Origin of the sequence: Methylobacterium currus (assembly GCF_003058325.1) — a bacterium.
In the GTDB taxonomy this organism is placed as follows: Bacteria; Pseudomonadota; Alphaproteobacteria; order Rhizobiales; family Beijerinckiaceae; genus Methylobacterium; species Methylobacterium currus.
Genome location: NZ_CP028843.1, coordinates 1,985,954 through 2,000,689 on the forward strand (window position 1 = coordinate 1,985,954; position 14,736 = coordinate 2,000,689).

Genomic DNA, 14,736 nt, shown 5'->3' on the forward strand with positions numbered 1-14,736 from the left:
TCGAGACCTAGCCGATCCGGGGCCAGGCGGCCACGCCGTCAGTGCATGGCCAGAGTAGGGGCTAAGCTTCCAGGTTCAGCTCAGGGGCGGCAGCGCCACCGCCGCGGCGGGCCGCGTGCGGATGCGGTCGTACCAGGCGCGCAGGGCCGGCCGCTCGATGCGCGGCACGTCGAGATGGAGCCAGCGATGGGCGGCGGCGGCGAGCGCGATGTCGGCCGCGGTGAAATGGTCGCCGACCGCGTAAGGACGGCCCATCAGGTGCGCGTCGAGGATCGCCGCGCATTCTTCCGAGGCTGCCACCGAGCGGTCGATGACCGATTGGTCGCGCTGCTCCGGCGGGGTGCGTACGGTCTGCCAGAAGGCATCCCGGGTCGCGGGCGTGAAGCGCGTCGCCTGCCAGTCGAGCCACTGGTCGACCAGGGCCGCCGCCTGGGGATGGTCCGGCCACAGGCCGCCGAGATCGTGACTGCGGGCGAGGTAGCGCAGGATCGCGTTCGATTCCCACAGGACGAAGCCGTCCTCCTCCAGCACCGGCACGAGGCTGTTGGGGTTGAGCGCCCGGTAATCCGGGTCCCGCACCCGCCCGAAGGCGCCGCCGGCCTCGACCCGCTCGTAAGGAAGGCCCAGTTCCTCCAGGCCCCACACCGCCTTCTGCACGTTGACGGAGCTCAGCCGTCCCCAGAGCCTGCGCATGGCGTCTCCTCGTCGTTCCTCGGTGGGTAGGCGTGGGTGCCGCCCGTCGGGTCGGTCACGGTCCATCCCGCGGGGCTCCCCGTCAGGTAGCCCGGCCCCACCGGCACCTTGCCGTATCCGCCCGGGATGTCGAGGACGTAGGTCGGCTGCGCCAGCCCCGACACCCGGCCCCGCAAGCCGCGCATCAGGTCCTGGCCGCGATCGAGGGTGGTGCGCAGGTGGCCGGTGCCCGGGGCGAGGTCGCCGTGATGCAGGTAATAGGGCTTGATCCGGTTCTCGACGAAGGCCCGCATCAGGGCCGCCAGCGACTCGGCATCGTCGTTGACTCCGGCCAGCAGCACCGACTGGCTCACCATCGGGATCCCGGCATCGACGAGCCGCGCGATGGCGGCCCGGGCAGGTCCGGAAAATTCCCGCGGGTGGTTGGCGTGGAGCGCCACGAACACCGCGCCCTCGAAGCCTTTCAGCGCCCCGATCAGCGCGGCATCGATCCGGACGGGATCGACCACCGGCACGCGGGTATGCAGGCGCAGCACCCGCACATGCGGAACGTCCTTCAGCGCGGCGGCGATGCGGCCGAGGCGCCGGGGCGAGAGCACCAGGGGATCGCCGCCGGTGACCACCACCTCCCAGATCTCCGGATGACCGGCGATATAGGCCAAAGCCGCGTCCAGTTCCGCCTCGGTGAGGCTGCCCTGCCCCTCCGGCCCCACCACCTCGCGGCGGAAGCAGAAGCGGCAATAGACCGGACAGACATGGAGGGGCTTCAGGAGCACCCGGTCGGGATAGCGATGGACGATGCCGGGGATGGGTGCGTGAGCCTCGTCGCCGATCGGGTCGGCCCGCTCCTCGGGGGCGGTGACCAGCTCCTCGGCCCGCGGCACGAATTGCCGGCCGATCCCGTCATCCGCATCCGCGATCAGCTCGGCCACCTCCGGGGTGATCGAGACAGCGTAGCGCGCCGCCACCCGTTCGAGCGCCGGCAACCGCTCCGCCGGCACCAAGCCGCGGCCGACAAGCTCACCCGCTTTGCGGATCGGCCCGCTCACCGGGACGTCTCAGTGCGGGGATATTCGGCGACCGGGGTCCAGATCACGTCCTCGATCCGGCGGGCGCCGGTCGCCAGCATGACGAGCCGGTCGAAGCCCAGCGCGATGCCGCTCGCCTCCGGCATCTGCGCGAGGGCGCTCAAAAAGTCCTCGTCGAGGGGGTAGCGCTCGCCGTAGACGCGCTCCTTCTCGTCCATCTCGGCGGAGAAGCGCCGGCGCTGCTCCTCGGCGTCGGTCAGCTCCCCGAAGGCGTTGGCGAGCTCGACGCCGCAGCAATAGAGCTCGAAGCGCTCCGCCACCCGCGGATCGGCGGGGCTCGGCCGGGCGAGGGCCGCCTCGGGGATCGGGTACTCGCACAGGATCGTCGCCCGGCCGCGGCCAAGCGCCGGCTCGACCCGCTCGACCATCACCCGGCTGAACAGGTCGGCCCAGGTGTCGTCGGGCGCGGTGCGGATGCCGGCCTGGACCAAAGCGGCGGCGAGCCCCGCCCGGTCGGTGCTCGCGTCCGGCGCCACCGTCGCCAGGAGGTCGATGCCGGCATGGCGCTCGAAGGCCTCCGCCACGGTCACGCGTTCCGGCTCGGCGAACGGGTCGGCCTCGGTCCCGCGCCAGACGAAGCGCTTGGCGCCCGCATTCTCGGCGGCGAGGCGGAGGAAGGCGGCGCAGTCCCCCATCAGGCCGTCATAGGTCTCCCCCGCCCGGTACCACTCGAGCATGGTGAATTCCGGGTGGTGCAACGCCCCGCGCTCGCGGTTGCGGTAGACGGGGCCGAGGCTGAACAGCCGGGTCTCGCCCGCCGCCAGCAGCTTCTTGCAGGCGAATTCCGGCGAGGTGTGGAGGTAGAGCGGGTGAGCCGCCCCGTCCGGCCCGATCGCCGTGGTGGCGAAGGCCGAGAGATGCGCCTCGTTGCCGGGCGAGACCTGGAGGATCGCGGCCTCGACCTCGACGAAGTCGCGGGCCGCGAACCACGCGCGTAAGGAAGCGGCGATGCGGTTGCGGGCGAGGAGCCGCGGCCGGCGGTCGGCATGGGCGTGGGGGGCCCACCAGGGCGAGGCGGAGGTCATCGGGAGAACATCATGGGGCGGACATCATCGGGTGGCGGGCGACTGGCGGTCGCGCCTGAGATGCGATAGGGCGGGCCGAAGGCATCCTCTGCCGGCGCGGCGCGCGAAGCCCGCGGCTTGGCGGACGCCGCCGCTTTCTGTCAACGCTTCCAGTCCAGGATTCGCCCCGTGCCGAAGGTCATCGCCAGCTCTCTCCGCAAAGGCAACGTCGTCGACAAGGACGGCCGGCTCTATGTGATTCTCTCCGCCGAGAACATCCATCCCGGCAAGGGCACCCCGGTGACCCAGCTCGACATGCGCCGGATCACCGACGGCGTGAAGGTCTCGGAGCGCTACCGCACCACCGAGCAGGTCGAGCGCGCCTATGTCGAGGACCGGGAGCACACCTTCCTGTACAGCGACGGCGAGGGGTTCCACTTCATGAACCCGGAATCCTACGAGCAGCTCGCGGTGCCGGAGGACGTGATCGGCGACCAGGCCGCCTACCTGCAGGAGGGCATGGCGGTGATGCTCTCGACCCATAACGGCGTGCCGCTGGCGATCGAGCTGCCGCAGCGCGTCACCCTCGAGGTGACGGATACCGAGCCGGTCACCAAGGGCCAGACCGCCTCCTCGTCCTACAAGCCGGCCACGCTCTCGAACGGCGTGCGCACCCTGGTGCCGCCGCATATCGGCACCGGCACCCGCATCGTCGTCATGACGGCGGACGGCGCCTACGTCGAGCGCGCCAAGGATTGATACCGCAGCGCCTTCGAACGGACTCGTTCGAAGGCGCTGGCCAAGCCCGAACGGGCGCCGGCGCCGATGCGCCGGATGCTTTCGCATCGACGTGTCGAAGCGAAAGCGCGATGGTATGATTCGTGGCCGGGCGGGGCTCGGCAGAGTTGCACGGGGCAACTCTGCTTGGCTTCTTGTCTTTGCATCATTCTCGGCCCCGGCCGTCCGCGGCCGGCAAAACGATGCTTAGCCCCCGCCCGCCTGCGTGAAGCAGGCCCGCGACACCGCGATCGCCCGGGCCTGCTCCTGCCCCGTATAGTCCCCGCCGGCTCGCCACAGCCCCTCGTCGCGCAGGCGCACCAGCACGCAGCGTGCCGCCACCCGGCAGGCCGCCTCGGTCCCACCGGCCTCGGCGCAATTCGCCCGGTACTCGCGCAGGAACGGCGCCTCCCCGGCCCGCGGATGCGGCCCGGTCACCGCCGCGACCCCGTAGAGCAGCCCGAGCAGCAGGGGCTGGTGCACGAGATAGACCGCGAGGCTGTGCCGCCCGGCCGCCGCCGCGACCCGCCCGATCCGGCCCCGGGGCGCCCAGTCTCCGGCTCGCGAGGCCGCCAGGTGCGGCAGGCCGAGCCGGCCGAGCCCCACCCCCGCCAGCACGAAGCCGAACCACGGAAACAGCGGCACGTAGTCGTTCGTCGTCGGCACGGTGGTGCCGAGTCCGAGGAAGTAGAGCCCCGGCGCATCGAGGAGGGCCGGCGATCCCGCGAGCGCCGCCAGCGTCGGCCCGGCGAGGACGAGGGCGGCGGCGAGCGCGACCAGCGGCAGCGGCGCGCCGAGCGCTGGCAGCGCCAGCACGCTCGACAGGGCGATGCAGTGCAGGATGCCGAAGAAGATCCACGAACCGGGGAACAGGAAGAAGGTGGCGAGCGAGATCGCGGCCGCCGCCAGGGCGATGCGCCCGAGCCGCGCCAGGTAGGGGCGCCACCACCCGGACCGCCGGCGCCGCGCCAGGACGAGGCTCACCCCGACGAGCATCAGGAAACTCGCCGCGATGCCATGCGCCGCTGCCCGCCCGACCGGCGACAGGGCGGCGTTCTCGGGCGTCAGCCGCAGGAAGCCGAGGTCCCAGGTCAGGTGATAGAGCGCCATCGCCAGGAGCGCGACGCCGCGGGCGAGGTCGATGAGGGCGAGACGCCGGGCAGGGGGATGGTGAGTCTGAATCGGGGTGATCTCCGGGATGACGGACGGATCTCGTCATAGCCGAGCCCGGCGCCCCTGCCCTCCCCTGCGGCTAAAACGCACAGGATCGGGAGAGGAGGCGCAGTTCGCGCCGCAATCACTGCGCGCTCTTTCAGATGTCTGCCTCCCCGGATTGCAGAATGGGCACGATCGCGGCGAATCCGGAGACGAGATAACCCGGGTGTCCGTTTCAACTCGGGCGATTTGGGCTTCCCCGGAGTCATGACTTTGTTAATCTGCCGGTGAAGCGCGCGACGCGATTCGAGTGGGTTGCTTACGATGTCGGACGAGTACGGTTCAGGCCCCGCCTGGGAACGGCCGGTGGGCGCGTTCGGAGAAGGCGCGCGCGACACCCGGCCCGGGCTCGAGGCGGCGGCGGAGCGCCCGACCGAACTCGTCGAGGTCAGCGGTCGCATCAAGTGGTTCGACGTCGCGAAGGGCTTCGGCTTCATCGTGCCGGATAGCGGCGCGCCCGACGTGCTGCTCCACGTCACCTGCCTGCGCCGCGACGGCCACCAGAGCGCCAGCGAGGGCGCCCGGATCGTGGTCGAGGCGGTGCAGCGCCCCCGTGGCTGGCAGGCCTTCCGGGTGATCTCCCTCGACCAGTCGACCGCGACCCACCCGGCCGAGCTGCCGATGCCGCGCACCCACGTCACCGTGGTGCCGACGAGCGGGCTCGAGACCGCGGTCGTGAAGTGGTTCAACCGCCTGCGCGGCTTCGGTTTCCTGAGCCGCGGCGACGGCACGCCGGACATCTTCGTCCACATGGAGACCCTGCGGCGCTACGGCATCGCCGAGCTGAAGCCGGGCGAGCACGTCATGGTCCGCTACGGCGACGGCTCGAAGGGCCTGATGGCCGCCGAGGTGCGCCTCCTGACCGAGACCGGGGTGGGGGCCGGACCGCCCTCCTCCCACTAGAGAAGCGCGCACCCCGCTGTTTTTTCGATTCGCCCGTGTTTCGGGCGGCGAAGACCCATCCCCTTTGCCGAAGACTGCGCTAGCTCCGCCCTATGTCGCTCCGCTTCGCACGGCCCCGGGCCGCCGCTACCCCACGCCGGCTCCTCGCTGCGCTCGTCCTCCTGCTCCTGCCGTCCGTCGTTCGCGCGGACGGCCCGTTCGAGCCGCTGACCATCGCCTCGCGCTCCGGCCGCCACACCTTCCAGGTCGAGGTGATGCGCGACGATGCCGGGCGGGCTCAGGGCCTGATGTTCCGCCGCACCATGGCGCCGGATCGCGGCATGCTGTTCGATTTCGAGCGCGTCGAGCCGGTGGCGATGTGGATGAAGAACACGTACCTGCCGCTCGACATGCTGTTCATCCGCGCCGACGGCACGGTGGCGCGCATCGCCACTGAGACCGAGCCGCTCTCGACCCGCACCATCCCGTCCGGCGAGCCGGTCCTCGGCGTGCTCGAGCTCAATGCCGGCACCGCCGCGCGCCTCGGCCTGCATCCGGGCGACAGGGTCGAGCACCCGCTGTTCCGCGGGCGCTGACAGGGGGTCCGGCGGCGGCGGCGCCGGCAATCGGCTCAGAAGCCGCGGTTCGAGATGCTCGGGATCGACGGCTGGGTGAAGACGCGGTTCACGTCGGGCCGGCGCTGGGTCCCGTTGGTGTCGTTCGAGCGCACGTAGTTCTTGGTGTCGAAGCTCTCGGCAAGGCCGGTGCCGCGCGAGTCGTTGGTGCTGGTGCAGGCGGCGGCGAGGCAAGCGAGGGTGAGCGCCGCGGCGACACGAAGGAGACGCATGAGGGGTCCTGACTTTCGGGCCGCTCGAATCGGGGGATTCTCGGCTCTGATGGTCCGCCGGGGTGCCCGGCCCCCGCCCGCCCGTCAAGGCGCCGGCGGCCCGCCCGGCGGGAAACCCCTTCCCCTGTGCTTCCCAGGCCGCGCCGCGCGGAATGTGTGGAGGGCTGCGATTCTCCGGCTGGCGGAGTCCCGAGCTTTGCGCGAGAGTCCGGGCCGATGAGCAACGTCGTTCCCCTGCTGCGCCCGCGTCCGGCGCCCGATGCCGCCGCCCGCGCCACCGCGTCGGTCGTCTCCGACCTGGTGACGATCGCCGAGCAGCTGCACGACATCGGCGCCCGCGCCGCCGCCCTGGGCCGTCCGCGCACCGAGGCCGAGCGCACGGTGCAGATGGTGCTGGACGCCGTGACGTCGATCGAGCGAGCGCTCGACACGATCACGGATGGCGGGGATTATACGCCGTTCTGAAAGTCCGGTGATCCATAGCGGGACGCTCTGCATTCGTCCGGGGTCGCGACGCGGAGCCCGGAATTCAGCAACTCGAGGGGCTGGACGTACAGCGGCATCCGTCTCGATTGTTTGACGCGATGTCCGAGCCTGTTTGCTCGGCCGCATCGATCGATCGGGCGAATGCGCCATAATTTCTCTGCGTCATCCCGGGGCGAGCCGTGGCGAGAAGCCGGGACGACGTGGACGGGCGGTAGTTGCGTGCGCGAGGCGGCGGTGGCTCACGCCCCGACATCGAGCACGCTGCGGAACACCGCACCGTAATGGCAGGCTGCCGCCGCCAGCACGAAGCCGTGCCAGATGGCGTTCTGGAACGGCAATTGCCGCCAGACGTGGAAGATGACCCCCAGCGAGTAGAGCAGGCCGCCGGCCGCGAGCAGCCACAAGGCGCCGGGCGACAGGGCGGCGATGACCGATTCGTAGGCCATCAGCCCGCTCCAGCCCAGCGCCAGGTAGAGGGCGATCGCCAGGCGGTCGAAGCGGCCCGGCAGGGTCAGCTTCACGGCGGCCCCCGCCACCGCCACGAGCCAGATCGCGGCGAGCAGCCCGAAGGCGAAGCCGTCGGTGCCGACGAGGGTCACGAGCGGCGTGTAGGTGCCGGCGATCATCAGGAAGATGGTGGCATGGTCGGCCCGGCGCAGGCGCCATTTCAGCCGCCCGACCGGACACATGTTATAGGCGGCCGAGGTGCCGAGCATCGCCACGAGGCCGGCGGCGTAGACCGCGACCGCGACCGTCTCGGAGGGGCTGAGCCGAGAGAGGACGGCGCTGATCGTCAGCGCCAGGGCGCCGATCACGCCGAGGCTCACCCCGACCACATGGACGACGCCGTCCGCCAGCAATTCGCGCGGCGTGTAGGTCCAGGCGAGGCTCAGGGGACGGCCGTCCGGGGCGAAGCGCGGGACGGGGCTCGAGGAAACGTCGGGGTAAGAGTCCTGCACAGACATCGGGCCTCCGCTCCGCGTGCCCGGGAGACGGCCTCCCGGTTGATCGAGGTTAAGGCGCAAGCATGAACGTGGGACGAACGTTCCTGCGCCCTCACGCCGCCCGCGCAGCCGCCGGCGCCCGGGACAGCCGGGCTTCGCGGGGCGCCCGGCAGAGCCGGGCATGGGCGCTCGCCATGCCGAGCACCAGCATGGCGGCGACCTGGTGGGTGAGGGCCGCCCAGAGCGGCACCACCAGGAGCAGCGTGACGATGCCGAGCGTCGCCTGCGCGGCGACGAGGCCGGCGAGCGCGGTCGCCCGCCGCGCCGCGCCGGTGCCGGGGGCCTGACGCCGCGCATCGACGGCGTGCAGCACGGCGAGGATCAGGAGCGCGTAGGCGGTCAGCCGGTGGTTGAACTGCACCAGGGCGACGTTATCCACGAAGTTCTCGATCCAGGGCGTGCCGGAAAAGAGGCCGCCGGGAACGAGGCCGCCATCCATCAGCGGCCAGGTGTTGTAGGTCAGACCGGCCTTCGCGCCGGCGACGAGGCCGCCGAGGGCGATCTGCACCAGCACCAGCGCCATCAGGGCGAGCGCGGTCCGGGAGAGCCGCGCCGGCACCACCTCGTCGCGGCGCCGGTCGAGGCCAGAGGCGATCCAGACGAGGCCGGCATAGATCGCGCTCGCGAGCGTCAGGTGCAGGGCGAGCTTGATCGGTGCCACCGCGATCATGCCGGGCTGGAGGCCCGACGCGACCATGATCCAGCCCACCGCCCCCTGAAGCCCGCCGAACGCGCCGAGGCCGACGAGGCTCAAGCCCAAGCGCCGGTCGATCTGCCCGCGCCACCAGAAGACCAGGAGCGGCAGGAAGAAGGCGAGGCCGATCAGCCGGCCGAGCAGCCGGTGGCCCCATTCCCAGCCATAGATGAACTGGAACTCGGACAGGCTCATGCCCTCGTTGAGCAGCCTGTACTGAGGCGTCGCCTGGTACTTGGCGAATTCCTGGGCCCAGGCCTCGGCCGAGAGCGGCGGGATCGCGCCGGTCACCGGCTTCCACTCGGTGATCGACAGGCCGGACCCGGTCAGCCGGGTCGCGCCCCCGACCGCCACCATCGCCACCACCAGGGCGGCCATGACGAAGAGCCAGGTCCGCACGGCACGGCGGGACCGGGGCGCCGCGGCGACGGGCGCCGCAGGCGGGGCGAGGCTGATCGAGGACGTGCTGCTCATGGGCGTCCGCTTAGCGGGGGCGGGCGCCCCCGCGCAACGCCCTGCGGTGCCGCACCGGAGCACGGACTCTTCCACCACCCGGCACGACGCGGCCTCCGCGCGCGCCCGATCCCCGAAAATTCCCATGCGGGCATCTCACCTGTCCCAATTGACAGACAGCAACCTGTCTTCATAATCGGACAGGTAGGCACTGACAGACCCTCCGGGACGCGCTGTCGGCACGCCACCAAGCAAGCCACGAGCCAGGGATGGCCCCGTGACCTCCGCGATCGAACCGCACAAGGCGCGCCGGCTGTACCTGCTGCTGCGCGACCAGATCACCAGCGGCCGGCTCCCTCCCGGCGCGCGGCTGCCGGGCGAACCGGCGCTCGCCGCCGAGCACGGGCTGGCGCGGGTGACCGTCCGGCGCGCCCTCGATCTCCTGGCCGGCGAGGGGTTGGTGCGGCGCCGGGCCGGATCCGGGACCTTCGTGCAGGGGCCGGCGGATCCCCGGCCGGTGGTCGGCGACCTGCCCAACCTGCTCTCGGGGCTGATCGCCATGGGGCGGGCCACCGGGGTGCGGCTCCTGTCCTTCGATTACGTCGCGGCGCCCGCGGGCATCGCCGAGGCGCTGCTTCTGGAACCCGGCGAGCGGGTGCAGCGCTCGGTGCGCGTCCGGCTGATCGACGGGCAGCCCTTTTCCTACCTCACCACCCATGTCCCCGAGCGCGTCGGCCTGTCCTATTCGGAGGCCGACCTCGCGGCGACGCCGCTCCTCGAGCTGATGGAGCGGTCCGGCGTCACCGCCGACCGGGCGACGCAGGCGATCGGCGCGACGCTCGCCGGGCCCGAGGTGGCGCAGGCCCTCGATCTCGAGGTCGGCTCGGCGCTCATCGACCTGACCCGGGTGGTGTTCGATCCGTCCGGCCGCGGCGTCGAGCACCTGCACGCGCTCTACCGGCCGGACCGCTACGCCTTCCAGATGGACCTCCTGCGCACCGGCGATGCCGGAGAGCGGCGCTGGACGCCCGCTGCTGCCAAACCCGAGACCCGCTCCCGCCCCGCCCACAGGAGGCCCGCCCCGTGACCTCGATCCTCGTTCCGTCCCGTCGCTCCGTCCTGCGCACCGGCCTCGCGGCGACCTCGCTCATGGCGATGCCGGCGATCCTGCGGGCGCAAGGCGCGGCCGTGAAGCTCGGCATCATCCAGCCGGTGACCGGCGCGCTCGCCAATGACGGCGACCTCGGCAAGCTCGGCGCCGAACTCGCGGTGCAGGACATCAACGCCGCCGGCGGCCTCAAAGGCCTCGGCGGCGCCAAGCTCGAGATCGTCTTCGCCGACAGCCGCTCGAACCCCGAGACGGCCGCGCAGGAGACCGAGCGCCTGAACGGCGAGGGCGTGGCGGCGATCGTCGGCGGCTTCGGCAGCGGGCTCTGCGCCACCGCGAGCCAGGCGGCCTCGCGCTACGATCTGCCCTACCTGATCGATGTCGGCGTCGCCGACCAGCTGACCCAGCGCGGGCTCAAGAACACCTTCCGGTTCTCGCCGAGCTTCGGCATGGTGACGAAGAGCGCGCTGGAGCGCCTCGTCGCGCTCAACGACGCCGCCGGCAAGCCGGCCCGCACGGTGGTGATCGTCCACGAGGATGGGTTGTTCGGCTCCGGCCTCGCCAAGCTGCTCCAGGCCGAGTTGCCGAAGCTCGGCTTCGAGATTCTGGAGACCGTGTCGCATCCGAGCCCGGCCCGCGACATGGCGAACGTGGTCCTGCGCATCCGCTCGCTCCAGCCCGACCTCGTCATCCCGTCGAACTATTACGGCGAGTTCGTGCTGCTGGCCCGCACGATGCAGCAGCAGCGGGTCCGGCCGAAGGGCATCTACGCGATCCTCGGCGGCGGCGCCTCGTCCCTGCGCTTCGTCAAGGAATTCCCGCAGGCGGCCGAGGGCGTGATGGATTGCAACCACTGGCCCGATCCGAAGAACCCGCTGACGGCGGAGCTGCGCAAGCGCACCGAGGCCGCCGGCCGCGCCTTCGCCTACAACGTGCCGATGAACTACTCCGCCGTGCGGCTGATGGCCGAGGCGATCGAGAAGGCCGGCGCGCCGGACCGCCTCAAGATCATCGAGGCCCTGTCGACCCAGAGCTTTTCGAGCGGCGTGATGCCCTACGGCCAGTCGAAATTCGCGACCGGCCAGAACACCAGCGCGATGCCGCTCAACACCCAGGTCCAGGGCGGCGACGTGAAGGTGATCGCGCCGGAGAGCTTCGCCGAGGCGAAGGCCAACTTCCCGTTCAAGGCGTGACGATGTACGCGCCCCAGATCCTGATCGAGGCAGCGCTCAACGGCCTGATGACGGGGGCGGTCTACGCCCTCATCGCCCTCGGGCTGACCCTGGTCTACGGGGTGCTGCACATCATCAACTTCGCGCATGGTGCGCTCCTCACCGTCGCGATGTTCGCGGTCTGGGGCGCCTTCGCGCTGTTCCACCTCGATCCCTACTGGGCGATGCTCGGGATCGTGCCGCTGATGTTCGGCCTCGGCTACGGCCTGCAGCGCTTCGTCATCGGCCCGGCGAGCCACGGCAGCGACAACAACGTGCTGCTCGTGACCCTCGGCCTGTCGATCGTGCTGGAGAACGCGCTCCTGGCGCTGTTCCGCTCCGACACCCGCGCCCTCGATTCCGACGCCGCGCTCCAGGTGGTCGAGCTCGGGCCCCTCCTCCTCTCGACGCCGCGGCTCATCGGCTTCGCCGCCTCGCTCGCCGTCACGGGCCTTCTGTGGCTCGTCCTCAACCGCACCGATACGGGCCGGGCGATCCGGGCGGTGGCGCGGGAGAAGCTGGGGGCCCGCCTCGTCGGCATCGAGGTCGACCACGTCTACGCCGTCACCTTCGGGCTCGGCTGCGCCTGCCTCGCCGTCGCCGCCTGCCTCCTGATGCCGACCTACTACGTCAACCCGCGCTCGGGCGCCGCCTTCGTCCTCGTCGCCTTCACCATCGTGGTGCTCGGCGGCATGGGATCGATCGCCGGCGCCCTCGTCGGCGGCCTCATCATCGGGGTGGTCGAGAGCTTTTCCGGGCTCCTGCTCGGCGACAGCCTCGGGCAGATCGGCATCTTCCTGATCTTCATCCTGGTTCTGCTGGTGCGCCCGACCGGCCTGTTCGGAGCCCGCGCATGAGCGCCCGCGACCTCCTGCCCCTGATCCTCGCCCTCGCGGTCCTCGCCGCCCTGCCCTTCCTCGGCCTGTCGGGCAGCGTGCTCAACTTCCTCGTCACCACGCTCATCATCGCGCTCGCGGGGGTGGGCTGGAACGTGCTCGGCGGCTTCGGCGGCCAGTACTCCTTCGGCCATGCCGCCTTCTTCGGCACCGGCGCCTACGCCACCGCGATCCTCCAGATGAAGCTCGGCTGGAACGCCTGGGGCGCGCTCGGCGCCGGGATCGGGATCGGGGCCCTCGCAGGCCTCGCCATCGGCTACTTGAGCTTCCGGGCGGGCCTGCGCGGCTCCTACTTCGCCCTGGTGACGCTCGCCTTCGCCGAGGTCTTCCGCATCCTGGCGAATTCCGCCGACTTCACCGGCGGCGCGGCCGGCCTGCTCCTGCCCCTGCGGCCGGGCCTCGCGACCCTGCAATTCGCCGACCGCCGCGCCTTCTACCTCCTGGTCCTCGCCTTCGTGGGCGTGGCGCTGCTGGCGTCCCGCTGGCTCGAGCGCTCGCGCTTCGGCGCCCATCTGATCGCCGTGCGCGAGAACGAGGAGGCGGCCCGCGCGCTCGGGGTCGATGCCCTCTCGGTGAAGCTGCGCGCCATCGCCCTCTCGGCGGCGATCACGGCGGCGGCCGGCGGTCTCTACGTGCAGTACTTCCTCTACCTCGATGCGGGCGTCGCCTACGGCACCTGGATCTCCGTCGAGGCGCTGCTCGCCCCGATCGTCGGCGGCATCGGCACCGCCTTCGGGCCGCTCGTCGGGGCGCTGGCGCTCCAGGGCCTCGGCGAGGTCACCAAGCACCTTGCCGGCGGCGTCCCGGGGGTCGACCTCGTGGTGTTCGGCGCCTGCCTGATCGCCGTCATCGCCTTCGCGCCCCAGGGGCTGCTCGGCCTGCGCCGCCGGCGCAAGGCCCGCGCCGAGCGCGCCGTTCCGGTGGGGGCCTGATCCGATGCTCGCCGTCGATTCCCTCACCAAGCGCTTCCAGGGCCTCGTCGCGGTCGACCACGCCTCTCTCAAGGTGCCGGCCGGCTCGATCACCGGGCTCATCGGCCCGAACGGGGCGGGCAAGACCACCCTGTTCGGCATGATCTCGGGCTTCCTCGCCCCCAGCGAGGGCCGGGTGCTGTTCGATGGCGCGGACGTGACCGCGGAGGCGCCGCACCTGCGGGCTCGCCGCGGCATCGCCCGCACCTTCCAGATCGTCCAGCCCTTCGCGGGCCTGACGGTGGCCGAGAACATCGCCGTCGGCGCCTATCTGCGCCACCCGCGCCGCGCCGACGCCGTGGCCAAGGCCCGCGAGGTCGGGACCCGGGTGGGCTTGCGCGACCAGCTCGACAAGCCGGCCGCCGACCTCACCGTGGCCGGGCGCAAGCGCCTGGAGGTGGCCCGCGCGCTCGCCACCGAGCCGCGTCTCCTCCTCCTCGACGAGGTGCTGGCGGGCCTCAACCCCTCCGAGATCCGCGACATCCTGCCGGTGGTGCGATCGATCCGCGACGGCGGCGTCACCATCCTGATGATCGAGCACATCATGCAGGCGGTGATGACCCTGTGCGAGGAGGTCTTCGTCCTGGCGCAAGGGAAGATGATCGCGTCCGGCCCGCCGCGGCAGGTCTGCGCCGACCCGCAGGTGATCGAGGCCTATCTCGGCAAGGGCGCGGCCGCGCGCATGAAGGCTGAGGAGGCCGTCCATGCTTGAGGTGACGGGCCTGCGCGCCGGCTACGGCGCCACCGAGGTGCTGCGCGGCCTCGACCTGACGGTGCAGCCGGGCGAGATCGTCGCGGTGCTCGGCGCCAACGGCGTCGGCAAGACGACGCTCAACAAGGTCCTGTCCGGGGTCGTCTCGGCGCGGGCCGGCGAGATCCGCTTCGACGGCAAGCCGATGACGAAGGCCTCGGCCTCCTCCATCGTCGAGGCCGGTCTGATCCACGTGCCGGAAGGCCGCAAGATCTTCCCGAACCTCAGCGTGCGCGAGAACCTGGTGCTCGGCAGCTACCGCCGCGGCCGGGCGCGGAGAGCGGAGAACATCGAGCGGGTGTTCGCCACCTTCCCGCGCCTGCGCGAGCGGGCGGGGCAGGCCGCCGGCACGCTCTCGGGGGGCGAGCAGCAGATGCTCGCCATCGGCCGCGGCCTGATGGCCGAGCCGCGCCTGCTCATCCTCGACGAGCCCTCGCTCGGGCTCTCGCCGCTCCTCGTCGAGGAGATGTTCGCGCTCGTACGCAATCTCAACAGGGAAGGACTGCCGATCATGCTGGTGGAGCAGAACGTGGTGCAGTCGCTCGATCTCGCGACCCGCGCCTACATCCTGGAGAACGGCACCGTCACCCTGTCCGGCGACGCCGCGACGCTGGCCGCCGACCCGGCCCTGCGCCGGGCCTATCTGGGGCTGTAGG

The 14,736-nt window shown here is 71.5% G+C and carries 17 protein-coding genes; 10 read left to right on the forward strand and 7 right to left on the reverse strand.

Annotation, left to right across the window (positions count from 1 at the left end; all coding sequences use genetic code 11):
• Window positions 1–75: 75 nt before the first annotated feature.
• From DA075_RS09280 to epmA, 3 genes are read right to left on the reverse strand one after another with little or no spacing between them, the layout of a single operon-like run.
• Window positions 76–693 carry a glutathione S-transferase family protein gene (locus DA075_RS09280; RefSeq protein ID WP_099952950.1) on the reverse strand — a complete coding sequence of 206 codons (618 nt, stop codon included), beginning with the start codon at window positions 691–693 and terminating at the stop codon, window positions 76–78.
• On the reverse strand, window positions 669–1,742 hold the full coding sequence (locus tag DA075_RS09285) for a lysine-2,3-aminomutase-like protein (RefSeq protein WP_099952951.1): 1,074 nt from the start codon (window positions 1,740–1,742) through the stop codon (window positions 669–671). Before DA075_RS09285 ends, DA075_RS09280 begins: the two co-directional genes overlap by 25 nt.
• Complete coding sequence (gene epmA, locus DA075_RS09290) at window positions 1,739–2,806, reverse strand: EF-P lysine aminoacylase EpmA (protein WP_099952952.1); 1,068 nt, start codon at window positions 2,804–2,806, stop codon at window positions 1,739–1,741. Before epmA ends, DA075_RS09285 begins: the two co-directional genes overlap by 4 nt.
• A 168-nt stretch (window positions 2,807–2,974) precedes the next feature.
• Here epmA and efp point away from each other — a divergent pair, with 168 nt between their 5' ends.
• On the forward strand, window positions 2,975–3,544 hold the full coding sequence (efp, locus tag DA075_RS09295; protein WP_099952953.1) for an elongation factor P: 570 nt from the start codon (window positions 2,975–2,977) through the stop codon (window positions 3,542–3,544).
• Between the two features lie 225 nt (window positions 3,545–3,769).
• Here the strand turns inward: efp and DA075_RS09300 are convergent, their stop codons facing one another.
• The gene (locus DA075_RS09300) at window positions 3,770–4,753 is read right to left on the reverse strand and encodes an acetyltransferase domain-containing protein (RefSeq protein ID WP_276330936.1); all 984 of its coding nucleotides are present in this window, start codon (window positions 4,751–4,753) and stop codon (window positions 3,770–3,772) included.
• 288 nt (window positions 4,754–5,041) lie between these two features.
• Here DA075_RS09300 and DA075_RS09305 point away from each other — a divergent pair, with 288 nt between their 5' ends.
• Window positions 5,042–5,680: a cold-shock protein gene (locus tag DA075_RS09305; protein ID WP_164712275.1), complete on the forward strand. Its 639-nt coding sequence runs from the start codon at window positions 5,042–5,044 to the stop codon at window positions 5,678–5,680.
• A gap of 92 nt (window positions 5,681–5,772) precedes the next feature.
• Entirely contained in the window at window positions 5,773–6,255 is a 483-nt protein-coding gene (locus tag DA075_RS09310; protein WP_099952956.1) for a DUF192 domain-containing protein, read from the forward strand.
• A gap of 35 nt (window positions 6,256–6,290) precedes the next feature.
• Here the strand turns inward: DA075_RS09310 and DA075_RS09315 are convergent, their stop codons facing one another.
• Window positions 6,291–6,506 carry a hypothetical protein gene (locus tag DA075_RS09315; RefSeq protein WP_099952957.1) on the reverse strand — a complete coding sequence of 72 codons (216 nt, stop codon included), beginning with the start codon at window positions 6,504–6,506 and terminating at the stop codon, window positions 6,291–6,293.
• A gap of 216 nt (window positions 6,507–6,722) precedes the next feature.
• Between DA075_RS09315 and DA075_RS09320 the strand changes: the two genes are divergently transcribed.
• On the forward strand, window positions 6,723–6,971 hold the full coding sequence (locus DA075_RS09320; RefSeq protein ID WP_099952958.1) for a hypothetical protein: 249 nt from the start codon (window positions 6,723–6,725) through the stop codon (window positions 6,969–6,971).
• 260 nt (window positions 6,972–7,231) lie between these two features.
• Here the strand turns inward: DA075_RS09320 and trhA are convergent, their stop codons facing one another.
• Both trhA and DA075_RS09330 read right to left on the reverse strand, forming a co-directional pair.
• Window positions 7,232–7,957, reverse strand: coding sequence for a PAQR family membrane homeostasis protein TrhA (gene trhA, locus DA075_RS09325; RefSeq protein ID WP_099952959.1), 726 nt, complete (start codon window positions 7,955–7,957; stop codon window positions 7,232–7,234).
• Window positions 7,958–8,048: 91 nt separating this feature from the next.
• Window positions 8,049–9,164, reverse strand: coding sequence for a COX15/CtaA family protein (locus DA075_RS09330; RefSeq protein WP_099952960.1), 1,116 nt, complete (start codon window positions 9,162–9,164; stop codon window positions 8,049–8,051).
• Between the two features lie 256 nt (window positions 9,165–9,420).
• Between DA075_RS09330 and DA075_RS09335 the strand changes: the two genes are divergently transcribed.
• From DA075_RS09335 to DA075_RS09360, 6 genes are read left to right on the forward strand one after another with little or no spacing between them, the layout of a single operon-like run.
• Window positions 9,421–10,230, forward strand: a complete 810-nt coding sequence (locus tag DA075_RS09335) for a GntR family transcriptional regulator (protein ID WP_099952961.1) — start codon at window positions 9,421–9,423, stop codon at window positions 10,228–10,230.
• Window positions 10,227–11,444: an ABC transporter substrate-binding protein gene (locus DA075_RS09340; protein WP_414468051.1), complete on the forward strand. Its 1,218-nt coding sequence runs from the start codon at window positions 10,227–10,229 to the stop codon at window positions 11,442–11,444. Before DA075_RS09335 ends, DA075_RS09340 begins: the two co-directional genes overlap by 4 nt.
• A gap of 2 nt (window positions 11,445–11,446) precedes the next feature.
• Complete coding sequence (locus tag DA075_RS09345) at window positions 11,447–12,319, forward strand: branched-chain amino acid ABC transporter permease (RefSeq protein WP_099952962.1); 873 nt, start codon at window positions 11,447–11,449, stop codon at window positions 12,317–12,319.
• Window positions 12,316–13,290: a branched-chain amino acid ABC transporter permease gene (locus tag DA075_RS09350; RefSeq protein WP_099952963.1), complete on the forward strand. Its 975-nt coding sequence runs from the start codon at window positions 12,316–12,318 to the stop codon at window positions 13,288–13,290. The genes DA075_RS09345 and DA075_RS09350 overlap by 4 nt, the downstream gene beginning before the upstream one ends.
• Window positions 13,291–13,294: 4 nt before the next feature.
• Window positions 13,295–14,041, forward strand: coding sequence for an ABC transporter ATP-binding protein (locus tag DA075_RS09355; RefSeq protein ID WP_099952964.1), 747 nt, complete (start codon window positions 13,295–13,297; stop codon window positions 14,039–14,041).
• Complete coding sequence (locus DA075_RS09360) at window positions 14,034–14,735, forward strand: ABC transporter ATP-binding protein (RefSeq protein WP_099952965.1); 702 nt, start codon at window positions 14,034–14,036, stop codon at window positions 14,733–14,735. Before DA075_RS09355 ends, DA075_RS09360 begins: the two co-directional genes overlap by 8 nt.
• The last annotated feature ends 1 nt before the right edge of the window (window position 14,736 follow it).